The sequence below is a fragment of the Mesorhizobium sp. dw_380 genome (assembly GCF_018588885.1).
GTDB lineage: Bacteria > Pseudomonadota > Alphaproteobacteria > Rhizobiales > Rhizobiaceae > Mesorhizobium.
This window is the reverse complement of record NZ_JAFFIW010000027.1, coordinates 23,893-46,699: the sequence shown is the minus strand read 5'-3', so window position 1 is coordinate 46,699 and position 22,807 is coordinate 23,893. Positions and strand designations below refer to the sequence as shown.

Here is a 22,807-nt window from a genome sequence, read left to right as displayed (position 1 = left end):
AAAATGCAAGGAACGTTCTGCTCCGGCCATTCTTTTGCGCTTATTTGGTCCATACGAACGTCCGATGGACATTTCGATGAAGCGGGCGATTGTTTCCTGCCTATTGATCCTTGGCCCCAACGCTGACATGGCGAAGGCTACCGACAACACGGCTGAGCCTGTTGTCATTATTCGCGAGAACTGGACGCTTGAAGCTGCTGTCGAGGGCATTAAGGAGCAGTGGATGGGGATGCCGTTCATCAGGGCATAGGCTTACGCGGAAGCGATCGACCGATATTGCTTCCCTGCAAAATCGTACACTAAAGTTGTAGGCGTCGGGGTTGAGGAAACGGCTAAATCCCAGGACAGATTTAGCCCGGGGATGCTTGCCAGCGCTGAGCGTGATGCAGCGGACCATTTGCGAGGCGAGTACCTGGCTTGCGCCCCAGCGATGCGGTTCGTTGAGGATACCGTCGCTCAAATGCCCGAGCTCCTTAACGAGCTCACCAGAGCGCAGGTGCAACTGAACGGCGCCAAGGCCGCTATCGCTAAGGCTTGCGCAATAAGAGCCCGGAAGCGATCCCCGCCTCCCAAGTTATGCATCGGAGGATACTTGCCCGATTGATCCACCCGCAGGGAGCGGGCAGACCATTCAGGGCTTAGGACAGCGGCGGCGGATAACGCGCGCTGGAGGTTCGGCAGGGCGGCTATAGTGGGCCGATCGCGCCTTCCATTAGAAAGGCTCCCAGCGCACTCATCAATGCCTCGGCGGTTTCCCTGTCGAGTTGCAGCTCGACCTCAGCATGGTCATCCGCGATCAGCAGCAAGGTGCCTTTCAACGGATTGCGCGATGTGACGACCACATCGTCATCCTGGAACTCGACTTCGCGGGCCACTGCCTCCAACCTCCGTTAAATGGTGCCAGCATGCCGCACGAGCCGCAGGAAAGCCGTTGAGAAATCCTGAGCCAGAGGCAAGATCAGCAGGCGGCGGATTTTTCGTCGCATCACCTCGTGAAGACCGACAAGCGGGCATTGTTGACGATGTTGGAGTGTTGGCGTCCGCCTGACTATCGCAACCAACCCCGCCGGGGCTCGTTGACCTATGCTGGTTGATCCCAGCACACTCCAGACCCTTCTCGCTGGCTCCGGTCGGCGGGCTTTTTCGGGCATGCCATGCCGTCGACCTCGATACGCAACTTCGAATATCATCCAGACAGCAGGGTTCCCTCAGTATGGTTTGTAGCAAGCGGCAGGCATTACGAGTTCTTGGACGTGCCACCGGAGACTTTCGCCGCGTTCAAATCTGCCTTTGCCAAAGGCCGCTATTTTTAACGACCGCAACCGCTTTGCATTCCGGGTGGTGACATAAACGGCCGCACCGCTCTCTAAGCGTCCATTTCCAGCGGCTCGTGCCCTGGCTGTTCGTGCCAGATGACCTGCCGCAGGTCGCGCCGGTCCACGGGCTGGCCGCAGGTCGGGCAAGTATAGAAATGGTCAGCTTGGCTGGCTGGCGGCCCGCCGTGCCGCGTACCTTTGATGGGAGGTCCAAGGTCGGATAGCTTTGTCATCGACTGCCCAGCGCTTCGAAAAGCGAAGGCCCGTCACTGGCTTGAGGGAAACAGTGACGGGCCCCTGCTAGTTTGCTTGGAGGACACTAAGCCCAGTCAGAACGTCGATGTCGGAAGCATGTTCCTCGGGCAAGGGAGAAAGTTGGGCGAAGCGCGGTCGCGTGCCATGGTTGACGGACGACAGTTCGGCGCTGGATGATCTCACTAGACTTGTCGTTGACGCGCCGAAATGTGGCGAGCTTCTTTGTTGCATAAGCGGAACCTGATATTTCGAGGCACGTTTCAACGGTGGCAGCGCCCCCGTCGCTGCTGGCTGAGGTCCGCAAGCCTTGGCCGGGCCCGCATCGCCCCCCAAGCGTGCACGGTCGTTTCGGGCCATGGGTCGATCGGCAGGACGAGGTTATCCCGGTCGATGGCGCATCAATGCATGCGGCTGGCCACAGGCGGGCGCGCTTCGGCAGACTTAATCTGTGCCGCTTCTGCAATGTGGAGCTGCACGCGCGTCCTTCTGGGGGGACGACGGGTCAGGGCAGCGGGATCGGCTTGTCGCTGAGTGTTCGCAAGTAGGCGATCAGGTTGACCCGTTCGGTTTCGTCCGGGACACCAGGAGTCTCCATCTTAACGCCTGGGGTGGTGAGCATGGGCCCGAAGAGATATCTGTTCAGGTCCTCGTACGTCCATACACCCTCCCAGCCCAGCAAGGTGTCGGAGTAACGCATATTTGCCATGGATGCCTTGTCGCGGCCGACGACGTCCCACAAGTTGGGTCCCGTCTTGGTCCCTCCCTGTGGCTCGGCATTGTGGCAACCGTGACACACATGGGTGAAGTAGGTTCGGCCTTTCTCGACATCGGCAGAAGCCAATTTCATTGAGATCGGGGCTGGTGTTGGCAAGACGACGCCGTGCGACATGAGATAGTCGGCAACTTCGCGTTGCCCCTTGAATTTTGCCAGATGGAGCGGTGTCTTGCCGTCCTTTGTCTTCGCATTCACATCGGCGCCGGCCTCGACCAGTGCCTTCACGCAATCGAGGCACCCGGATCTGACGGCGATGTGGAGGGCGGCCTCGCGGCCGCGCTGCGCATTAGGATTTGCGCCCGCGTCCAGCAGCAGATTGATCAAGTCGATCCTGCGTTTTGCCAAAGCCAGCATGAGGGCAGGACCCAAAAGCGGCTCCGAGGCGGCGTTGACGTCGGCACCGCGTTCAATGAGCAGTTTTGCCGCCGCGAAATGCCCGCCCCTAACCGCAAGATAGAGTGGTGTCGTGCGCCCGTCGCTCTCATCGACGCCGGCACCAGCGTCAAGCGCTGCCGTGATCGCCGCGACATCGCCCTTCATGGCGGCGTCGTGAATGGCGGTGGCATGCGATACAATCGGTGCAAGCAGCAGTGGAATGAAAAGCAGGGACATGCGCATTCGGCACCCTGTGTCAAACCGGAGGACGTGGCACGCTGCGAGAACGGATGACTTTAGTGCGAATGCTTTATCGCGGCAAGGTATTTCAGCAACTGCTAATGGAAACGGAAACGGCTCCCCGCTACTTGAATTGCGGGCGTTCCAAAGTCTGCCGGCTAGGCGCGTCGGGTCGAAGCGCGCTGGCGAGGCTCTGAGGCTATTTGGTGCGGGCCCACGGGCGCCGCGCTGTCTCGGGGTCGTCAATCCGGGTTGTCAATTAGTGCCTTCCTTCGTTTCGGCGGAACATAGCTCTGCACCAGGCGCACCGTGTTCGCGTCGACCGTGACGAGGACGCCAAGGTTCACGGTCACCTTGTCCTCGTCGATCCTGGTGACATCGCCGATCAACTCGATCGGCTGACCCTTCTTCACCTTGGTCGTCGGGTCGACAATCGAATGCGGGAAATTGTAGCTGGGTATCGTGACGCTGACGCGATCCTCCGTGACGCGCCGCCGCACGGTCGCCATGATCGCCACCTCGTCACCAACCTTGATCCCGCGTGCCATAGACCCGATTCTTGGGTGGCTCTTAACCTCGTCAAGGATTAGCAATGACTAATATTCAGGCGCGGATTTGCCTTGCCAGTTCCGGCGGAGATCAGGAATATAATCCTTCCGTTGCGGCGATCCCTTTGACGGAGATTGCCATGCCTCAAAAGACCCTCGCCGATACCTTGGCCGCCGGTGAAACCATCTATGTCACCTGCGGGCACCCTATGTGCTGCAAATCGACAAAGCTCGATATCCAGGTGCTGATCGACAGGCTCGGACCTTGTCACGGCTCGATGCATTGGGATTTGGTAGTGCTCTTTGGATGCTCGGATTGCAAGGCCGCGAGGCGCGATCGACGGTCGGTGTTCTTCACGGTGATCCCTGATTACGAAGGCCAGCAGCGGGAGCGAAACCGAGACTGGAAGCCGACTTTCGAGCGAGGATGAATAGCATCATCAGTCGCCGGAACATTAGCGACCTCTAAATGTTCCTGCCTGGCGGCAGGTTGCCCTCCATCACCTGCTGAAGATCGGGGCAACAACGTGAGCGTCTTCGAGAAACCGCATTAGCGCACGGTCCTGACCACCAAGGACAAGGCCAAAGCGCCGGCGATGGCGAAGGAGATCGGCGACAAGGTGAGGGTCGAGGAGATCACGCCAAAGGTAAAGCGCTGACGGGAGCGGATTTTTTACCGGGGCGGCCCAGCGGCTTGGGTCGAGGGGGACTAGCAGCGGTGGCCGCTGGGCCTGACCAGTCTGGCTCGAGGGGAGGCGGCAAGGACGAGCGCGGGAGCAAGCGCGCCGGCTCGACAACCACGCCCTCGGATACCCCTCCGAAGCGGGACGTGGCGCGGAATTTGCGACTGCATCATCATATCAGGGAGGAGTCAAAATGATGCGTCAAGATGGAACAACAGCCCGAAAAGCAGCAACACGGTACGTGCCAGAATGGCGCCTCAACAAGAGAACGTTTGAGGTTCCGTACCTCATGAAGCTCGGCAACATTGGCCGCCAGGAAGCGCTGTCTTTGATTGCTAGGCATAGTGGGGACAGAGACGAAATCACTGCCGAGCTGTTTTCGCAGAGAGGTCGATCAAAATAGCTTTCACGACAGGGTTGGAACCATTGGGCCTCGCTTATGCGGGAAGCCCGAAATTCTAGCCCGAAACCCTAATCCCTGATCGATGAAAAGCCCGCCACGGGAGCGACCTGCGGCGGGCTTCCGGAGTGGCTACATCCCTACCGCTTGTAGCTGTATTGTGAACTGCGTGATCGCGTTAGGTGTGATCGCGAAACCCGTGGCCTAAGCACTCTCGTCCGTCTCGCTGTCGTCGTCTAATTCGTGGACGGTCAGATAGACGTTCTTTGTTAGCCTACTGCCCGTAGCAACAGCGCATGTCGGGAACTGGCCGGCCGCCCGGTCAGCAAGAGCTTTCGCTTCCTCCGATTTTGTGGAGCACGTCTTTGCAAGCTTGACGCCAAAGCCTTTGCTTTCCAGACACCGAACCATGTAGCGGTCCCTGAGGTCTTGGTTGACGTCATATGTCGTCGTTGATCCTGGGATGTTTACCGCGCCGATCGTGTTGCAGGAGACGATTGTCCCGATTGTATTACACTGGACTGTCCCAGGGTTGTTGTAGCCGGGATGGTAGTCGGTCGCTATCGACTGCGGAATCTCTTTGAAAGACGCAATCTTGCACTCGTCTTTCGCTGTCTGCGTTGTATTGAGATCGACGCCAGGCTTGAAGACGATATAAGCTGGAGTGGACTGGCCAACCCGACGTCTTTCCTCCCGGTCTGACCGGTCTGCGGCTCGATCAGCGCATAGTCAATTGGCCGAAAGAAGCAGAAGGCGGATGTCTCCCGCCTATCACCTGGCCAATCGTGGGGTATCCCATCGACAAAAGTTACCGACAGATTGCCGCGCGTTCATTGATCGGGAGCAAATCCTTGCGTCGGCTGGTCAGAAATGCTCGCCGGCCTTGAACGGCCCGATGCGGGTGCCTGCCGCGATCAGATAGGCGGTCGACCAGCCAATAAGCAAGAACCCGTTCACGCCCTCGAGCGCCGCCAGGACACGCCACGCAGGCGAATACGGCTCCCTGTCCCAGGACTATGAAGTCGTACTGCTTGAGTATCCGTGATTGCTGCTCTATATGATGCGTGATGATTGATGCGAACTAAGGAGTGCGATGTGAGAACGACACTCGCGATCGATGACGATGTCCTGGTGGCGGCCAAGGCCATGGCTAGGCAGCAGGATCGCAGCGTTGGCGAGGTCATTACCGATCTCGCCCGGCGCTCGCTGCGCCGGCCTCAAGCCGGCGGGGAGCGCAATGGGATTCCTCTGTTGTCGCCCCGGCCGGATGCACCTCCTGTCACGCTTGAGACGGTCAACGCCTTGCGTGACGAGCTGCCGTGACCTTCCTGTTAGATGTAAATGTGCTGATCGCGCTGATTGATCCTGGCCATGTCGCCCATGACGACGCGCATGGCTGGTTCGAAGTGACCGGTCACGCCGCATGGGCTACCTGTCCCATCACCGAAAACGGCGTCCTCCGCATCCTCGGCAACCAAAAATATCCCAATTCTCCTGGCTCACCTGCCGTCGTTGCGCAAATCATTACCAAGTTGCGCGCCCTGCATGGGCACAGCTTCTGGCCTGACGATGTGAGCCTCGTAGGCTCCGGCGACATCGATGCGGCGAAAATCCTGACCTCGGCACAGGTCACCGATACCTATCTTCTTGCGCTCGCCAAGGCGCATGGCGGCCAACTTGCGAGCTTTGACCGCAAGCTGTCGCCGGCGGCCGTGAAGGGCGGGAAGTCTGCACTGCACCTGATCCCCGCAAGGTAGACCGCCGGGCTCTTTCTGTCGGGGTATGTCCCGGCAAAAGATCAGCCGTTGAGCGCGTCCTTGATCGCTTTTGCCAGCGTAAAGGACAGCTTGCTCGAGGCAGAGATCTCGCCCCTCGACGGATTGCGGCCCTCACGTTCAGGTGTTTCCTTCACCTTGAACTTGCCGAACCGGGCAGGCTCGTTTCGGCACCGCTTGCGGCCACATCGGCGATCGCCTTGAACACGCTGTCGATGATGCTCTTGGCCTGCGTCGTCGTCAGACCGTTGTCGGCTGTGATCTTGTCGGCGATCTCATTTGCGGTCGTTATGGAACGTGCTCCCTCGTCTTGTTACCGGCCCTGTTTGACACACAACAACACGGAGGCGGCAGTGCGCGCGCGGCGCAAAGGCTGCAAAATTCTCGGAAAACTGCGCGGTCGGTCTGATTTGCTACAGATCCACGTATGCGCGCTTGCGTTTGCCGCGCTCGAGCCGCGCGAACACTTCGCCGGTATTCGCGCTCTCGTCAAAGGTTTCGATCATCGCCTGAGGCGCAGCCGAACAATGTCGGCGAGCTATGTTGCGGAAGAATCGATGCGATGAAGATGAGGCGGTTCTGGATCAAGTGGTGAGGAAGGACCGCCGAGGCAATAGCTTTCCCCGGACGTCGGTTTGCGTGAGAAATCTCGACAGCGCTTCTGCTGACCTTCAGCTTGCTGTAAGCCTTTAGTCCAGTCTAGGCCACGCACATTCGACGGTCACCGTCCATGCAGCATGGGCCAGCATTTGAAACCGACAGCAGCAGATTCGAAGAAACTCGCTCGCTCAAACTTGACTGGTAGCTCCATCGCTTCCAGTTGGAGATAATTTTAATCGACGTGGTGACGGCCTGTTCAGCGCCCCTCTCTAAAGAACAATATATGACGCCGCGCACAAAGCGAATTGCGGGTAGATCACTGGTCGTAACGACTATTGCAGTCGTCGCGACCTTCGGTCTGTCGTTCACGGCAAGACTTGCGCTGAAGATGCCGATCGATTGGCTGAGTTGGGTCGAATGTACCTTAATTCCCATTCTGATTGGAATGCCGGTCAGCGCCTACATCTTCGCTCAGTCGGAAACGATCCAAGATACTTGTGACAAGCTGGAGAAGTCACATGCAGCTCTGAAAGAGGCACACGACAGGCTCACCTTCGTAACCAGCCACGACCCGATGACGGGACTCCTTAGCCGTGGAGGATTCATGGCACGGGTGGACAGAAGCCGCGACGAAGGGGAATGCGACACACTTCTCCTGATCGATCCAGATCACTTCTCTTCAGTCAACGATCGGCTCGGACACGCCAAGGGTGACGAGGTTCTGGTTCGGATTGCAAAGGCGCTCGTCTACACGACACGCCCAGGGGACGCGGTGGGGCGCCTTGGCGGAGAAGAGTTCGGGGTTCTATTACACGGCGTGCGCAAAGAGCAGGCAGGGACCGTTGCGGAGAACATCCGTCGGCTCATCGAAGCCCTTCCTCGCGTCAAAGGGCAAAAAGACGATGTGAAGGTGACTGTCAGCATCGGGGGTACGGAAATTCACCGCAACGCAGATACTCAGGATGTACTACGCACCGCCGGACGATGCCTTTTTGAGGCGAAACAACGTGGACGAAACCGCGTTTCGTTCGATTATGAAGCAGCCAAGTTGCGAGTCGCGACACCGTGAAGGAAACCCAAGGATTAATTGATGGGTTCCGGCAAAAGCTGAAGGGCAGGTCAGCTCATCAACGGTCTTTTGGAATCCACAATTACCTCATTACACGCCTGAACGGGCCGTCGCTATCTTGTCAAGCGTATTTGGCCGTGCGGCGTTGACCGGCGGCCAATCAAACTGGCCGGAAAAGCTCGCGCAAATGTCGGTCGCGAGTCACGTCCTGGAGACGAGGGCAGGTATGGCCAAAGCCTTATTCGCCTCGTCAAGGATCGAGAAACTGTGCCGGCCATTTGCGTCAAGGTCGACGGAGTAGCTCAACCGGTCGATTATGTGGTTGTCCTGGTCGAAGGTGACGATCCGCGGCTTCAGCGAGGTGATCTGCGCTTCATCCAGGTAGATCGAGTTGCAGATTATGATCTGGTCGCCGGCCTGGCAGGTGCGGGCGGCCGCTCCGTTGAGGATGCAGCATCGTGAGCCGCGCTCGCCGAGGATGACATAGGTCGAAATCCGCGCACCGGAATTCTTGTTCCATATCTCCACGAATTCCATGGGCAGTATCCCCGCTGCCTCGCAGTGGTCGGGGTCGAGCGTTATCGAGCCATGGTAGTTGAGATTTGCTTCGGTGATGTGGATGCCGTGCAGCTTGCCGGCGACTAGTTTTCGCATTGGTTGTGTTGTCCCTATTCATCATAATACAAGATCAAATTTTCGCAGCCGGTTCCCGCCGCTAAATTCCGACCACGAGCGCTCCGCCGCTAAGACCGGCGCCTGCCGCAGCCAGAAGGATTTTCTCGCCCGGCCGGAACGGCTCGGTCTGATGGGCCAGCGACAGCGAGAAAGGGATCGTCGCGGCGGAAGAGTTGCCATATTCGGCGATCGTCTTGACGATCGCTTCATCGGGGATGCCGAGGTTCCTGCCGACCGCATCGAAAATGCGCGCATTGGCCTGATGCGGCACAAACCGATCGATGTCCTGCGGCCGCATTTGGGCTGCAGTGAGCGCGTCCTGCGAGCATACAGTCATCATCTCCACGGCCTTGGCGAACACCTCGCGGCCGTCAGTGATCGTCATCCGGGTCTGCTCTAGGTCGAGGTCGCCATGGAACGGGGTGTTGCTTCCGCCGGCGGGAATCTGGATCAGCCCGTAGCGCGAGCCGTCCGAATCCACCGAAGCACCGAGAATGCCCCGGTGGGTATCCTCGCACGGACCGATGACCACGGCGCCGGCGGCATCGGCAAACAGCACGGCACTGGCACGCTCGGCGGGATTGATGCGACGGCTGAGTATGTTGGCGGCGATGACAAGGCTCGCTTTGCCGTGCAGGCGGGTGAATCCGTCGGCAAACATCAGCGCATAGATGAAACCGGCGCACGCGCCGGTCAGATCGATCGCGCCGGCGCGGCTGAGCCCGAGGCGATGCGCGACCAGTGGCGCGCTGGGCGGCAGAAGGTGGTCGGGTGTCGAGGTGGCGAGCAACAGCAGGCCAATGTCGCTGCGGTCGGTGCCGGCATTGGCCAGGGCCATGTCGCCGGCAGAGGCGGCAAGGCCCGACAACGTGTCTTCGTCGGTTGCCCAGAAGCGCGACCGTATCCCGGTGCGGCGCTCAATCCAGCCGGGTTCAAGCCCGAGACGGTCTTCGATTTCCGGATTCTCCACCTTGCGCGACGGCACATGATGGCCAAAGCCGAGGATGCGCGACGATCGGTTCATTGTCGCGAGCCGAAACGTTCGCCGGCCTCCTCGATGGCGTCATGGAGCCCGTCCAGTTCGTCGCCGGTGATGCAATACGGCGGCAGAAGATAGACGACATTGCCGAGCGGGCGCACGAGCATGCCTCGTTCGAGGAAAAAAGCGCGCAGCTTCGGTCCGATCTCGGCCAGATAGCCGGCAGAGCCGGTGCGTAGGTCGAGAGCAGCGATCGTGCCGGTCGCCCGGCAGTCGGTGAAATATGGGTTCTCCCGGAAGCGTCGAAGCCCCTCGGCCTGCTTCACGCTCAAGGCCGCGATCCGCTCGGCGACCGGCTCGTCCTGCCAGATCTCGACATTAGCCAGTGCGGCCGCGCAGGCGATCGGATTGGCGGTGTAGGAACTCGAATGGAAGAAGGTTTTCTGCCGGTCCTCGGAATAGTGGGCCTGGAAGATGGCATCGGTGGCGAGCGTGGCGGCCAGCGGGACGGCGCCGCCGGTCAAGCCCTTCGAAGTGCACAATATGTCCGGTGAGATCGACGCCTGCTCGCAGGCGAACATGGTTCCGGTGCGACCCCAGCCGGTCATCACCTCGTCGGTGATCAGCAGTGTGCCGGAGGCCTCGGCGATCTTCTTCAATTCCGCCAGAACCCAGGCCGGATACATCAGCATGCCACCAGCACCAAGCACCAGCGGCTCGACGATCAGCGCGGCCGCGCGCCGGTCGCGAGAGAAAACCTCGAACCGATCCAGGGTCTCCTGCTCGCGCCCGGTGGCCGGGAAGGGAATGGTGTCGACCTCGAACAGCAAGGGCTCGTAGGCAGCATTGAACACGCCGCGGGCGCCGACGCTCATCGTGCCAATGGTATCGCCATGGTAGCTGTGCTCCATGACGGCGATGCGCGAGCGCGGCGCGCCGATGTTGCGGAAATAGCCGAGCGCCATCTTCAGCGCGACTTCGACGGAGGTCGAGCCGCTGTCGGAATAGAACACCCGGTCGAGGCCGGCGGGAGCAAGGCCGACAAGCGCCTCGGCCAGCCGTTCTGCAGGCTCGTGGGTGAAGCCCGCGAAAATGATCTGGTCGAGGCTCGATGCGGTCGTCTCGATGGCCTTCATGATGCGGGGGTGGCGATGGCCATGGGTGACGACCCACCAGGAGGAAATGGCGTCCAGGATGCGCGCGCCGTCGGCCTTGTGGAGATAGGCGCCTTCCGTCAGGACGATTTCAGGGATCGCGGGCTCGAGCGCGTGCTGGGTGAAGGGATGCCAGACTCGAGACTGCGGCATCAGGCGCCTCCGGCAATAAGGGCGAGGTCGAAGCCGGCAACCATTGCATCTCTCAACATTTCACCCGTGAGCGGATCGAGGCGCGGCAGCCTGCCGAGCTGCGGCACGCCGCCGAATTCCACGATTGTCCTTTGCGTATCGGCGACCTCTTCGCCGATGAAGGCGATGCCGATGAGCGGAATGGATCGCGCCCGCAGGGCCTCAATCGATAGCAGGGTGTGATTGATGGTACCGAGCGCGGTGCGGGCGCAAAGGATGACCGGCAGTTGCCATTCCTGGAAAATATCGATGAATCTTGTCTGTCGATTGAGCGGCACCATCAGCCCGCCCGCGCCTTCGATGACAAGCGGACCCGGCAAGTCTGGAAGTGAGAGCTTGGCCGCCTCGATCGCGACGCCGTCCATTTCGGCTGATCGATGCGGCGACAGCGGCATGCTCAGACGGTAAACCTCCGGCAGCACGCGGCCGGCGGGCAAACCGGAAAGCCGGGCAACAACCTCGCTGTCAGTCTCCTCGTCAAGGCCCGATTGCACGGGCTTCCAGTAAAAGCCGTCGAGCAGGCCGGCGAGCCCGGCCGAAAATACTGTCTTGCCAATTCCGGTGTCTGTTCCGGTGACGACGATGCGCTTGGTCATCCCGTGGCCAACACTTCGGCGAGCGCCTCGACCATGGCGGAAATATCGGTTTCGTCGACGTTGAGCGTCAGGGAAATGCGCAGGCGCGATGTGCCTTCGGGCACCGTCGGCGGACGAATGCCGCGTATATCGAAGCCGCGGGCCTGCAGTGCCGCCGCCACCGCCATGGTGCGCCTGTTATCGCCGATGACAAAGGGCTGGATCTGCGAGCCGCTGGGCGTCACGCCGCAGCGCGCGGCCAATTGCCGGCCGGCGAAGGCAACGCGTTCCTGCAGTTGAACGCGGCGCATGGGCTCGTCGGACAACATGGCGAGCGCTTGTCGCGCCGCCACTGCCATCAGCGGCGATGGCGCGGTGGCGTAGATGAACGGCCGGCAGCGATTGACGAGATAGTCGCACAGCGTTCGCGGTCCGGTGACGAGCGCGCCCGACGCTCCGAGCGCCTTGCCGCACGTGTGGAGCGCTATGATGTTGTCGCGGCCCTCGAAAGCGGCGGCCAGCCCGCGGCCGTCCGGTCCCCAGACGCCGGTGGCATGCGCCTCGTCGACGACGAGGAATGCCTCGTGCCGATCGGCAAGCGCGACGATACTCTCCATCGGCGCGCGGTCGCCATCCATGCTGTAAAGGCTTTCGACCGCGATCCAGACGCGCCCCATGCCGCCTTCGGCGCGCCAGCGGCTGATCGCGTCCTCGATAGCACCAACGTCGTTGTGCGCGGCCAGCTTGAACTCGGCGCGCCCGGCCTGCGCGCCCTCATGCATGCTGGCATGGGCGAGCTCGTCGAGGACCAGCAGGTCGCCCTTCTGGGGCAGCGCGGTCAGGAGAGCGAAGTTGGCGATGTAGCCGCTGCCGAAGAACAGCGCGCGTTCGGCGCCAAAGAACGTCGCCGCGTCCGCCTCCAGTTGCTCATGCTCCGGCGCGTTGCCGCGCAACAGGCGCGACCCGGTGGCGCCGACCGGCGTACCCCGCGCGATCGCCGCCGCAACCGCGTCGCCCAGTCTTTTGGAGGCGGCAAGCCCGAGATAGTCGTTCGACGAGAAGTCGAGACCGGCGCGCGGCGCAAGCGTCCGCAGCCGGTCCTTTCGCGCCAGTCCACGCAAGGATGCGTCATACCGGGCAAGAAGTGCCTCGTTCATTGCGTGCCGATTTCCATCGGCTCGATGCCGAGACGCTGGAACAGAAGGGTATCCTTGTCCTCGCCGGGATTGTCCGCCGTCAGCAGCGTGTCGCCGACGAAGATCGAATTGGCGCCGGCAAAAAAGCACAGCGCCTGCATCTCGTCGGTCATGGCGGTGCGGCCGGCGGAAAGACGCACATGCGACTTCGGCATCATGATGCGCGCCAGCGCGATCACACGCACGAACTCGATCGGCTCGATGGGCTTGGCTTCGGCAAGCGGGGTGCCGTCGATCGGGATCAGCATGTTGATTGGAACGCTTTCGGGATGCTCCGGCAGGTTGGCCAGCGTCACCAGCATGTCGATCCGGTCGACCGGTTCTTCACCCATGCCGACAATGCCACCACAGCAGACCTTGATGCCGCTGTCGCGGACATTGGCGAGCGTATCCAGCCGGTCGGCAAATTTGCGGGTCGAGATGATCTCTGAGTAGTAGCGCTCGGAGGTGTCGATGTTGTGGTTATAGTAGTCGAGACCGGCCTGTTTCAGACGAGCGGCCTGCTCAAGATCGAGCATGCCAAGCGTCATGCAGGTTTCCATGCCAAGCGCCTTGACGCCCTCGACCATCGCCACCACCGCATCCATGTCGCGGGCCTTGGGGTTTCGCCAGGCAGCGCCCATGCAATAGCGGGTGGCGCCGGCATCGCGTGCCTTGGTCGCCTCGGCGATGACGCGTCGGACCTCCATCAGCTTCGACGCCTTCAACCCGCTTTCGTGATGCGCCGACTGGCTGCAATAGCCGCAATCCTCCGGGCATCCCCCCGTCTTGATGCTGAGAAGCCGGCTGAGCTGGACCTTGTTGGGATCGAAATTCTGGCGATGAACGCTTTGTGCCCGAAACAGAAGGTCATTGAAGGGCGCATCGTGGAGCGCCCGGGCTTCTTCCAGGGTCCACATCCGGTGGCCGTCGAAGGATTGAGCTTCAGGCAGGGTTTTTTCCGAAATTGCTGCGCGCATTTCCATCCTGTTCCTTGCGATGTGGCGACACGAGCGCCTTTGGACTGGCGGACACGGTCGAGAGAAGCTGGGTAGGCTAGATGGTCAGCCTCGACGATCAAGGCTCACGGTAGTCGAGGCCGATATCGAGGATCGGCGCGCTGTGAGTCAACCAGCCGATGGAAATCAGGTCGATACCAGTTGCGGCAACGGCTGGCGCAATCGCGGCGGTGATCCTGCCAGACGCCTCGGTGATCGCCCGGCCAGCAATCGTCGCCACTGCCTGGCGAAGCTCGTCGACCGACATGTTGTCGAGCAAGACAGCGTCGGGTCCCAGGTCCAAGGCTTCCTCCAACTGGGCCAGCGTATCGACCTCGACTTCGACCTTGACGAGATGGCCGACGCTGCTCCGCGCCCGCTCGATTGCCGGGCGAATTCCACCAGCGATGGCGATGTGGTTGTCCTTGATCAGGATGGCGTCGTCGAGGCCGAAACGGTGGTTGGATCCGCCACCTGCGCGCACGGCATATTTTTCGACAGCTCGCAGTCCCGGTGTCGTCTTGCGGGTGCAGACGATCTTTGCACCATGGCCGCAAACCGCTGCGACGACGGAAGCCGTCGCCGTGGCGATGCCGCTCAGATGGCACAAGAAGTTGAGCGCCGTCCGTTCCGCCGTGAGTATGGCGCGGGCCGGACCGCTCACCGAGGCAATGATCTCGCCTTGCGCGACGGTGCTACCGTCCGGCCGATGCACGGCCATTTCGACATTCTGGTCGATCAGGTGGAATGCGAGCATCGCCAGATCGAGGCCGGCGACTACGCCCGGCTGGCGTGCCGAAAGGACGGTCGTTGTCCGAAGGTCCTTCGGCACGATGGCATCGGTGGTCAAGTCGCCGGCCCTGCCGAGATCTTCGAGCAGAGCCGCCCGCAACAGAGGCTCGAGCATGATCGCGGGAAGTGGTGAGAGGTTCACAGGACGCTTTCCAGTGTTGGGCAGGATGCAAGTTCCCGCGCTGCCGCCACGGCCGCGTCGAGCGTGATTTCGGAACGGCGGGCGACGGTTGCGTGGTGCGGAAAGTCCATCCGGAAATGAGCGCCGAGGCTTTCCCGGCGCCGCAAGGCGGCAATTGTGATCATCAGCCCGACAGCGGCAGGATCGGATGCCGCGTCGTGTCTCTGCGACAGCGGTAGCAAGGCCCTCGCTGCCTCTTTCAACCCTTCGCCATCTCGCGTGACGCCAAGGCCACGTGACAGGAGAGGGCGGACTGGCGTTGGATCCGGCACAGGCAGATACGTTGTTATATCTCGCTTTCCGCCGCAGTCGGGTGAAGCGGCGACGCTTTCCGCAACCCAGCGCGCGCAAACAACGGCTTCGGTCAGTGAATTGCTGGCAAGCCGATTGGCGCCGTGCAGCCCGGTTGAGGCGACTTCGCCGCAGGCCCAAAGTCCCGGAACGGAGGTACGCCCGGCCAGATCCACGGCGATGCCGCCCATGTGATAATGCTGTGCCGGCCGGATGGGAATGAGGTCGCTCGCCGGATCGATGCCGGCCTTGCCGCAGGCCGACGCGATCGTCGGGAACTGCCGGGCGAATGTCGCGCCCGGCCTTTCGCGTACGTCGAGGAAAACGCGATGGCCCTCCGCGACGTGCTTGCAGACAGCGCGCGCGACGATATCGCGCGGCGCGAGTTCCGCGCCTCGCACACCGTCGAGGAAGCGCCGCCCTGTCTCGTCGACGATCACCGCGCCTTCGCCGCGAACCGCTTCGCTGATCAGCGGCATCGGCCGATCCGGCCCGTCAAGCGTGGTCGGGTGGAACTGGATGAACTCCAGGTCGGCAAGGACAGCACCGGCGCGCGCCGCGAGCGCCAGGCCCTGCCCGCAGCTGCCCAATGGGTTTGTCGAGTCATGGAAGAGGCCGCCGATCCCTCCAGTGGCGACAACGACCCGTCCCGTGGCGAAGAACACCGGACCCGTCGAACGGTTGGCCAGCACACCGGTGACCCTGCCGTCCTGCACGGCCAGCCTGCGCGCTTCGATGCCTTCGACGACCGTGATCGCGGGCGTGGAGCGAACGGCGGCGACAAGCGCACGCATGACCTCCCGTCCGCTGCCGTCGCCCCCGGCATGAACGATGCGTCGCCGGCCGTGCGCAGCCTCCAGTCCGAGACGAAACGCGCCTGCCGGCGTCCGATCAAAGCGAGCCCCAAGGCGTGCCAGATCCTCGATCGCGGCGGGCGCGGCGTAGACGATGCGTCTTGCTGCTTGCGTATCGCAAAGACCATCACCTGCGGCGAGCGTGTCGGAAAGATGGAGCGCCGGTTCATCATCCTCGCCCAGGCTCGCGGCAAGCCCGCCTTGCGCCCACCCGCTGGAAGCGTCCGCGCCAAGCGGTGATCTCGACAGCAGAAGCGCCGGCTCGGGCGCCAGATAGAGTGCGGTCATCAGCCCGGCTATGCCGCCGCCGATGATCACCGGCAGGCCGGTGAGATCGCGGACGTCCATGCTCATATAGCCAGCATCCGCTCGACGGCCAGCCGTGCGCGTCCGGCGATCTCGGGATCGATGGTCACGACATGGCGGTTCTGCTCAAGTGCCGCGCGGATGTTGGCGAGCGTTATTCGCTTCATGTGCGGGCACAGATTGCAGGGCCGGATGAACTCGACCTCGGGATGCTCGACCGCGACATTGTCGCTCATCGAGCACTCCGTCATCAGCACGACGCGCGGCGGCTTTTGCTGTCCGACATAATCGGACATGGCAGCGGTCGAGCCGGAGAAGTCCGCTTCCGCGACCACTTCCGGTGGACATTCCGGGTGCGCCAGCACGGTTACGCCTGGATGATCCTCCCGCAGCTGCCGGATGTCGCTGGGGCTGAACCGCTCATGCACCTCGCAATGCCCTTTCCAGGCGATGATCCGCACATCGGTCTGGGCGGCGATGTTCAGGGCCAGGTATTCATCCGGCAGCATGATCACCTGGGGAACAGCCAGGGACTCCACCACGGCTTTCGCATTGCCCGAAGTGCAGCAGATGTCGGACTCCGCTTTCACCGCGGCGGAGGTGTTGACATAGGTGACGATCGGCACGCCGGGGTAGCGCTGCCGCATGAGACGGACATCTTCCGCAGTGATCGAGTCAGCGAGGGAGCAACCGGCCCTCACGTCGGGAATAAGCACCGTCTTTCCCGGATTGAGCAGCTTCGCCGTCTCGGCCATGAAATGCACGCCGGCCAGCACGATGACATCCGCTTCGACTGCCATTGCCTTGCGGGCAAGCGCCAGGCTGTCGCCGACGATGTCGGCGACACAGTGGAAGATCTCCGGCGTTTGGTAGTTGTGCGCCAGGATGACGGCATTGCGCTGCCGTCTCAGATCGAGAATTGCCTCGATATCATCGGTAAACGCTGGCCACTCGATTGGCGGGATGACCCGCCTCACCCGATCGTAGAGCGCGGCCGTACGCGTGGAGACGTTGAGCATGCTTGCGCTCCTTATGCTCATAGCGAGTATAACTTGGACATATGCTTACTTTGAGCATAAGAAATGTCAAGCGCGTGTAAGTGGTAATTTCGTCCCTGCGACAGCTCGTTCCGCAAGAACCGCCTGACGGAAGCGGAAACGCTTCGCCGGACGCCCGCCTGTGTCCGACATCGTCTCGCCAGTCTCTTCGACCAAATCCTGCTGTTCGATAAGCCGCCGAAAGTTCTGTTTATGCACCAGCCTGCCAGCAAGCGCTTCAACGGTACGCTGCAATTGCAATAGCGTGAATGCTGGCGGCATCAACTCGAACACAACGGGGCGGTATTTGATCTTGGTTCGAAGCCTGGCGATCCCGGTCGCCAGAATGCGGCGGTGGTCGGCGATCATCGGCCGACCGGGAAGAGCCGGAGCACCGCTGGTGTCTCGGCCGCGTGCGGCCTCAGCCACCAACGCTGCTTCATAGAGCAGTTCGTATCGCTGCAGGACGAGTTCCTCGTTCCAGTCGCGATCATCCAGCCCGAAGGCATATGCCACGCGCTGCCGGCGGTCGCGGCGCATGCTCGGATCTTCAACGTCGTCGGCCCAGGCCAAAAGTCGGGGCGTGAGGATGTCAGGCAGGATGGGTGGCACTCCCGCGCGGTGATCTTCCCACGGAAAATAGTCGTACCATCCGTGCCATCCATGCGTCGGCGACCTCTCCGCCTGCTCTTCCCGCGTCAGGCCGAGGTAACTGATCGAGATCTGCACGCGTTCATCGCCGATCCGGTCACGGTCGGCAAAGGTGTAAAGCTGCTCGACGTAGCCAAGCGGATGATTGGTCTGCCGTTCTACCCAGGCCCTCAGACCGGACTGCAGGGAGCGGTGGCCCAGTTCAAAGGGGCCGGACGGCAAAGCCCCCGGCTTTCCGATGGTCAGGACGCGTGGCTCACCGTTCGTCACAGCAATCACGACGGCGATCAGGTCCGCGCTGACAGCCTGGCTCTGGTTGGTCATTGCGGTGCGCTTCGTCGCCGGTATTGCCGTGTCTTGCATAGGGGTTGATCAAATTCCGAATATTGAGGCGCCTGAGCGTGGCAAACCAAGCGAAAGGTGAACTGCTGCCTGCCACTCGTCAACGGCCGCACGAAGCCCTTGCAATCCGTATCAGTTCTCTGCGCGCTCCCTCGGATTTTTGTAGCGAAACCGCGCTACCGCCTTTCCCCCACTCATCGAGCCAGTCCAGGCTCCGCTGCTACGGAAAGCGAGCTGCTGCCGCTTGCGGTCACCCCTATCGTTGGGTCGTGCGCCGCGGGCATGGTCTACTGCGGTGGCCCCCCGCAATCAATGACGCTCGGGTCTCGGCACCTCGTGGGCATCTTTTTTCAAAGTACGAATACATCACTGTTAGAGATAATAGTCAGGTTCGGCGGTAGGTCCTCGAAGGTGGCAATGGTAGCGATTCCGCCGCTGCCAGTTCCGTCGACATCGACCTTCAGGTCGCCTCTCTGGGAATCATATGAGACGAAATCGTGGACATCGCCTGCCCCCGCCTGGAAAAGTAAGGATAGGTCCACCTTGTCCTCGGCGAAGTTGTAGTCGGCGACCATGTCAACGGCCTTGACGTCGTTGAAGACAAACCTGTCAGCTCCGTTGCCTCCCACCAAAGTATCTGCGATGCCGCGCCGAGCAACACGTCATCGCTATCTCCGCCTATGAGCAATTGATCGCCGGCCGGAGTGCCGAGCGCGGTTTCAAGCGCCACTTCTACAAAAGAGCCGGAGGAACCATCGGCGCGCGTGAAGATGCCTTGTCCAATCACCTCCTGGCCGTCGATCTCGCCGGTGGCTGGGGAGGCCGGCGCGCTGATCGACGTGGCGCAACGAAGCGGTCCGTCCGCATCAAACCCGCCGCTTCGCGGCGGCGGTCGCGCCATCGCCGACATCTGCCGCAAATCGAAATCCCCATAGCCATCGCCGGTGGCCCGCGGGTTCCTTCCTCGGGGACTTTCGTACGCCTGCCGGCGCCCGAAACTCTTCACGGAAGCTGACCGTCGGATATTTTGAACAAACCCGGCAAAAGCGGTCGTTCCGTTTCTGACCTCAGCCGCGATTATGCTCATTGTCACTGCAAACAAAACACGTTCGACCGCGGCGCCGGGTTGGCAGCATTACGCCGGAGTGAACCTAACCCCAGGTCAATTGTGCTCTTTAGCCAAAGGGCTTAACTCTCATCGCAAGTGGACCAACTTAAGTCTCTGCCCCAACTGTCTGGAAATTGGTGCATGCGAATCGGCTTTTTCAGGGAGCGAAAACATCGGCGATGAACGAACTGCCCCGAGACCGCGGTTCAGCGATCAATGGCCCGGGGAAGCGTTCAGGCGTTTGGAAATCGTAACGATCCAGGCACGAAGCTCCGGTGCAAATGGCTTCTCGAGCGCAGAACGGTCCCAGGCAAGGAAATAGGCATCGGACAACCTTATCCGCTGGTTGAACGGCACGATGAGCCGGCCCGCCGCGATATCGTCCGCGGCCATAGACAATTGGGCAAGCACAAACCCCTTTCCATTGATCGCCGCGTCGATCGCGGCGCTCGACAATGAAAACGCAACTTCGCCTGACGTCCTTCGATGTGACACACCGATCGTGCTCGCCCACTCTGTCCAACTTGGCGGCGATTGATGATCCCGCGCCCATTCGATGCCCAAGAGAGGAAAATCAAGAATATCCGAGGGCTTGCCGAGCGGTCGATTGGCCAGCAATCCGGGTGCGCAAGCAGGCACCACCCAATCCGTGAACAATTCGGTATAGTGGTCGTATTCGTGGATCTTGGTGCCGTACGAGATCCGGAAGTCGACCTGATCCTTGTCAAAACGCGGCTCCTGTTCAGCGCCGATAAGACGCACCGTCGCGCCGGCATGGCCAATTTGCCAGTCCAAAAGCTTTGGCGCGATCCACTTGCTGGCAAGCGAGGGAAGGCAGGAGATGGTCAGCGCGCTTTCCGATCGTGCTCGCTCGACAAGGTCCTGGGCGTTGCGAATCTGGTCGAACCCCGACGAAATCGCCGCATGGTAGGTTCGCCCCCAGGACGACAGCGTAACATTCCTGCCACGGCGCTCGAGCAGACTAAGCCCCAGCACGCCCTCTGCCTTGCGGATTTGCTGGCTGACTGCGCCGACCGAAACGCCAAGTTCATCGGCGGCAGCCGTCACGCTGCCGCAGCGACCGAAAGCCTCGAAGGCCTGTATCGCACGCAGAGGGGGCGTTTTCTTCACCTGGGTAGATCCTGGGGGTCCGCTTGTTTTAGCATTTCTAAAATAGAACGCAGATGCAAGCACTATGTCGTCTCGTGCCCGAGAGCTATTCGTTTTGGCGTTCACGAGCACGGGAGGACGCCATGTTTCTTCGAAATTGCTGGTATGTGGCCGCGTGGGACCAGGAAGTCTCCAATGAGCTGAAGCCGGTACGGGTCCTCGGGGAAGACATCGTTCTCTATCGCAAGAGCGACGGAGTGGTTGCAGCGCTCGAAGACGCCTGCCCGCATCGCAAGCTGCCTTTATCCATGGGCCGCATCAAAGGTGACACGGTCGAATGCGGCTATCACGGTCTGACCTTTGACAGCACCGGAACCTGTACGCGTGTGCCCGGTGCTGAAAAGATACCGCACGTGGCGTGCGTTCGTTCCTATCCCATCACCGAACGATACGGGCTGCTGTGGATCTGGATGGGCGAAGCAGAAAAGGCCGATCCTGGCTTGATCTTCGAGGTCGATCACTGGGGCGACCCGGCCTGGGGTGTGAATCGCGGCGAGTCGATGATGCTCGACTGCAATTATCTCTACATGACGGACAACCTGCTCGATCCGTCACACGTATCATGGGTGCACCAATCCTCGTTCGGCGGTGTGCAGGCGATGGAGGATGCGCCGCTCGAAACCACGGTCGGTGCGGACGGCGTGACTGTGTGGCGCTGGGTTGTCGATGCGGCGCCAGCGCCATTTTATGCGCCCTTCCTGAAATTCGCCGGCAATTGCGACCGCAAGCAGCACTATGAGGTGCGCTATCCCTCCAACGCGATCATTAAGGCGATTTTCGTGCCGGCCCAAACCGGCGGGGAAGGCAAGCCGCTCCACAAGGATGTGTTCCTCATGGACAGCTACAACTTCATGACGCCGGTCGATGAGAACCAGACGAAATACTACTGGTTCCAGATGCGCAATTTCGCGCCCGACGATCTGGAGGTTTCGCGCAAGTTCGCCACATCCGTGCGCGGCGCGTTCGACGAGGACCGCGCCGTGCTCAATGCCGTGCACAAGGGGATGGCCAACAAGCGGACGCCCAATCTCGACCTCAAGATCGATGTCGGGCCGCTGCGGTTTCGCCGCAACCTCGCCAAACTGATCGCCGCCGAAAGCCGGCAATTGGCCGCCGCCGAATGAACGCATTCACCGCCCGTGACAGTATTGAAAGAAGCGGGTTTCGCGACCTGAAGGTGGTCGCGAAGGTGAAGGAAAGCGCCATCATCACGTCGTTCTATCTCGAGCCGGTCAATCCACGGGACTGGCACGACTTCCAGCCGGGTCAGTTCCTGGTGTTCCGGATTCCGGTAGCGCGGGATGCAGCCGGCGAAAGGGGATATGTGCTGCGCAACTACAGTGTCTCCGGTCCGCCAGACAGCATTCGCTATCGGATCAGCGTGAAGCGTGAAACAGCACCCGCGCCGGGCCTGCCTCACGGGCTAAGCTCGTGCTTCCTGCATGAGCGGATCGGCGTCGGCGATGTGCTTCAGGCGGAAGGGCCTCGCGGTGATTTCGTACTCGACAAGGCCAGCGACCGTCCAGTCGTTCTGCTCAGCGGTGGCGTCGGGCTGACGCCGATGGTGTCGATGCTGCATGCGCTGGCTTCGCTGCCCGACGGCCGCGCTGTCTTCATTCATGCCTGCGAGAACGGCGATGTGCATGCCTTGCGCGAGGAGGTGACCGGCCTGATCACCACTCGGCCCGGCCTCACCGCGCACTATTGCTACCGGTCCCCGTCCGAGCGCGACAAAGCCGAGCAGCGCTTCCACAGCGAAGGGATGATTTCGCGCGAGCTGCTGCAGCGGCTGCTGCCGATCGATGACTATGATTTCTATCTCTGTGGCCCGCCACCGTTCATGCAGGCCATCTACGCCATGCTGCGCGAGCTCAGCGTACCGAGGCATCGCATTGCCTATGAATTTTTCGGCCCGGCGACGGTGCTTGAGCCCGATGCCATGCGAGCACCCGCGGCTCCGGCACAGCCGGCAAGGATCGAGCCGGCCGGGGAGGCGACAACCGTGGAATTCCGGAAGTCGGGCCTGACGGCCGTCTGGGATGGCTCGGCGGCATCGTTGCTCGACTTCGCCGAGAACCAGGGTCTGTTGCCGGAGTTCAGTTGCCGGGCCGGCATCTGCGGCACATGCAAGTCGCGGCTGATCGCGGGCGATGTCGCCTATTTCGAAGAACCGCTGGACGAGCTTCGGGAAGGCGAAGTGCTGCTGTGCTGCTCCAAGCCACGCGGATCAGTCGTCCTGGATATTTGACAAGATCATGATGCCGCGCCTGGACGCGGGGAAACGGAAGTCG

25 protein-coding genes and 1 pseudogene are annotated in these 22,807 nt (G+C 61.3%); 9 read left to right on the top strand and 17 right to left on the bottom strand.

Translation table 11 applies throughout. The annotated features are described in order from the left end of the window. The first annotated feature begins 64 nt into the window (after positions 1-64). Positions 65-250, top strand: coding sequence for a hypothetical protein (locus JT360_RS22935; protein ID WP_214474334.1), 186 nt, complete (start codon positions 65-67; stop codon positions 248-250). Positions 251-686: 436 nt separating this feature from the next. On the opposite strand, the gene JT360_RS22930 is transcribed toward JT360_RS22935, so the two are convergent. After that, a complete protein-coding gene (locus JT360_RS22930; protein WP_250889015.1) occupies positions 687-875 on the bottom strand; it encodes a hypothetical protein in 189 nt (62 codons plus the stop codon). A 279-nt stretch (positions 876-1,154) separates the two neighbouring features. Here JT360_RS22930 and JT360_RS22925 point away from each other — a divergent pair, with 279 nt between their 5' ends. Next, a complete protein-coding gene (locus JT360_RS22925) occupies positions 1,155-1,313 on the top strand; it encodes a KTSC domain-containing protein (protein ID WP_214474330.1) in 159 nt (52 codons plus the stop codon). A gap of 760 nt (positions 1,314-2,073) precedes the next feature. Here the strand turns inward: JT360_RS22925 and JT360_RS22920 are convergent. Both JT360_RS22920 and JT360_RS22915 read right to left on the bottom strand, forming a co-directional pair. Further along, a complete protein-coding gene (locus tag JT360_RS22920; RefSeq protein WP_250889005.1) occupies positions 2,074-2,958 on the bottom strand; it encodes an ankyrin repeat domain-containing protein in 885 nt (294 codons plus the stop codon). Between the two features lie 245 nt (positions 2,959-3,203). Next, complete coding sequence (locus tag JT360_RS22915; protein WP_214474326.1) at positions 3,204-3,509, bottom strand: hypothetical protein; 306 nt, start codon at positions 3,507-3,509, stop codon at positions 3,204-3,206. A 44-nt stretch (positions 3,510-3,553) separates the two neighbouring features. On the opposite strand from JT360_RS22915, the gene JT360_RS22910 reads away from it, so the two are divergent. From JT360_RS22910 to JT360_RS22895, 3 genes are all read left to right on the top strand, one after another. Beyond that, positions 3,554-3,940: a hypothetical protein gene (locus JT360_RS22910; RefSeq protein ID WP_214474323.1), complete on the top strand. Its 387-nt coding sequence runs from the start codon at positions 3,554-3,556 to the stop codon at positions 3,938-3,940. A gap of 1,747 nt (positions 3,941-5,687) precedes the next feature. Then, on the top strand, positions 5,688-5,915 hold the full coding sequence (locus JT360_RS22900; protein WP_214474321.1) for a CopG family transcriptional regulator: 228 nt from the start codon (positions 5,688-5,690) through the stop codon (positions 5,913-5,915). Then, entirely contained in the window at positions 5,912-6,349 is a 438-nt protein-coding gene (locus JT360_RS22895; RefSeq protein ID WP_214474319.1) for a TA system VapC family ribonuclease toxin, read from the top strand. Before JT360_RS22900 ends, JT360_RS22895 begins: the two co-directional genes overlap by 4 nt. A 41-nt stretch (positions 6,350-6,390) precedes the next feature. Here JT360_RS22895 and JT360_RS22890 read toward each other — a convergent pair. Next, positions 6,391-6,659 (bottom strand): annotated as a pseudogene (locus JT360_RS22890) (HU family DNA-binding protein). Between JT360_RS22890 and JT360_RS22885 the strand changes: the two are divergent. Both JT360_RS22885 and JT360_RS22880 read left to right on the top strand, forming a co-directional pair. Beyond that, entirely contained in the window at positions 6,568-6,933 is a 366-nt protein-coding gene (locus tag JT360_RS22885; protein ID WP_214474317.1) for a hypothetical protein, read from the top strand. The pseudogene JT360_RS22890 and the gene JT360_RS22885 sit on opposite strands and share 92 nt — an antisense overlap. A gap of 317 nt (positions 6,934-7,250) precedes the next feature. Further along, on the top strand, positions 7,251-8,036 hold the full coding sequence (locus JT360_RS22880) for a GGDEF domain-containing protein (protein WP_214474315.1): 786 nt from the start codon (positions 7,251-7,253) through the stop codon (positions 8,034-8,036). Between the two features lie 201 nt (positions 8,037-8,237). Here the strand turns inward: JT360_RS22880 and panD are convergent, their stop codons facing one another. From panD to JT360_RS22820, 13 genes are all read right to left on the bottom strand, one after another. Beyond that, positions 8,238-8,690 carry an aspartate 1-decarboxylase gene (gene panD, locus JT360_RS22875; protein ID WP_214474313.1) on the bottom strand — a complete coding sequence of 151 codons (453 nt, stop codon included), beginning with the start codon at positions 8,688-8,690 and terminating at the stop codon, positions 8,238-8,240. A gap of 61 nt (positions 8,691-8,751) precedes the next feature. Then, positions 8,752-9,735, bottom strand: a complete 984-nt coding sequence (bioZ, locus tag JT360_RS22870) for a 3-oxopimeloyl-[acyl-carrier-protein] synthase BioZ (RefSeq protein WP_214474311.1) — start codon at positions 9,733-9,735, stop codon at positions 8,752-8,754. Then, positions 9,732-10,997 carry an adenosylmethionine--8-amino-7-oxononanoate transaminase gene (locus JT360_RS22865; protein WP_214474307.1) on the bottom strand — a complete coding sequence of 422 codons (1,266 nt, stop codon included), beginning with the start codon at positions 10,995-10,997 and terminating at the stop codon, positions 9,732-9,734. Before JT360_RS22865 ends, bioZ begins: the two co-directional genes overlap by 4 nt. Then, positions 10,997-11,632: a dethiobiotin synthase gene (bioD, locus tag JT360_RS22860; RefSeq protein ID WP_214474304.1), complete on the bottom strand. Its 636-nt coding sequence runs from the start codon at positions 11,630-11,632 to the stop codon at positions 10,997-10,999. The genes JT360_RS22865 and bioD overlap by 1 nt, the downstream gene beginning before the upstream one ends. After that, complete coding sequence (locus JT360_RS22855) at positions 11,629-12,768, bottom strand: 8-amino-7-oxononanoate synthase (protein WP_214474302.1); 1,140 nt, start codon at positions 12,766-12,768, stop codon at positions 11,629-11,631. Before JT360_RS22855 ends, bioD begins: the two co-directional genes overlap by 4 nt. Then, positions 12,765-13,706: a biotin synthase BioB gene (gene bioB, locus JT360_RS22850; protein ID WP_214474382.1), complete on the bottom strand. Its 942-nt coding sequence runs from the start codon at positions 13,704-13,706 to the stop codon at positions 12,765-12,767. Before bioB ends, JT360_RS22855 begins: the two co-directional genes overlap by 4 nt. Before the next feature lie 157 nt (positions 13,707-13,863). Then, positions 13,864-14,718, bottom strand: a complete 855-nt coding sequence (gene nadC / locus JT360_RS22845) for a carboxylating nicotinate-nucleotide diphosphorylase (protein WP_214474300.1) — start codon at positions 14,716-14,718, stop codon at positions 13,864-13,866. Next, on the bottom strand, positions 14,715-16,256 hold the full coding sequence (locus tag JT360_RS22840) for an L-aspartate oxidase (protein ID WP_214474299.1): 1,542 nt from the start codon (positions 16,254-16,256) through the stop codon (positions 14,715-14,717). Before JT360_RS22840 ends, nadC begins: the two co-directional genes overlap by 4 nt. Then, a complete protein-coding gene (gene nadA / locus JT360_RS22835) occupies positions 16,253-17,227 on the bottom strand; it encodes a quinolinate synthase NadA (RefSeq protein ID WP_214474298.1) in 975 nt (324 codons plus the stop codon). The genes JT360_RS22840 and nadA overlap by 4 nt, the downstream gene beginning before the upstream one ends. Before the next feature lie 66 nt (positions 17,228-17,293). Continuing rightward, on the bottom strand, positions 17,294-18,259 hold the full coding sequence (locus tag JT360_RS22830; RefSeq protein WP_214474297.1) for an NrtR DNA-binding winged helix domain-containing protein: 966 nt from the start codon (positions 18,257-18,259) through the stop codon (positions 17,294-17,296). Between the two features lie 329 nt (positions 18,260-18,588). After that, entirely contained in the window at positions 18,589-18,780 is a 192-nt protein-coding gene (locus JT360_RS34105; protein ID WP_352128163.1) for a hypothetical protein, read from the bottom strand. Beyond that, a complete protein-coding gene (locus tag JT360_RS33670; protein ID WP_250889003.1) occupies positions 18,699-19,325 on the bottom strand; it encodes a hypothetical protein in 627 nt (208 codons plus the stop codon). Before JT360_RS33670 ends, JT360_RS34105 begins: the two co-directional genes overlap by 82 nt. Positions 19,326-19,559: 234 nt before the next feature. Further along, positions 19,560-20,477 carry a LysR substrate-binding domain-containing protein gene (locus tag JT360_RS22820; protein WP_352128144.1) on the bottom strand — a complete coding sequence of 306 codons (918 nt, stop codon included), beginning with the start codon at positions 20,475-20,477 and terminating at the stop codon, positions 19,560-19,562. A gap of 122 nt (positions 20,478-20,599) precedes the next feature. Between JT360_RS22820 and JT360_RS22815 the strand changes: the two genes are divergently transcribed. Together JT360_RS22815 and JT360_RS22810 are read left to right on the top strand one after the other, a co-directional pair. After that, positions 20,600-21,640: an aromatic ring-hydroxylating dioxygenase subunit alpha gene (locus tag JT360_RS22815; protein ID WP_214474293.1), complete on the top strand. Its 1,041-nt coding sequence runs from the start codon at positions 20,600-20,602 to the stop codon at positions 21,638-21,640. Then, a complete protein-coding gene (locus JT360_RS22810) occupies positions 21,637-22,764 on the top strand; it encodes a 2Fe-2S iron-sulfur cluster-binding protein (protein ID WP_214474291.1) in 1,128 nt (375 codons plus the stop codon). Before JT360_RS22815 ends, JT360_RS22810 begins: the two co-directional genes overlap by 4 nt. Positions 22,765-22,807: the final 43 nt, after the last annotated feature.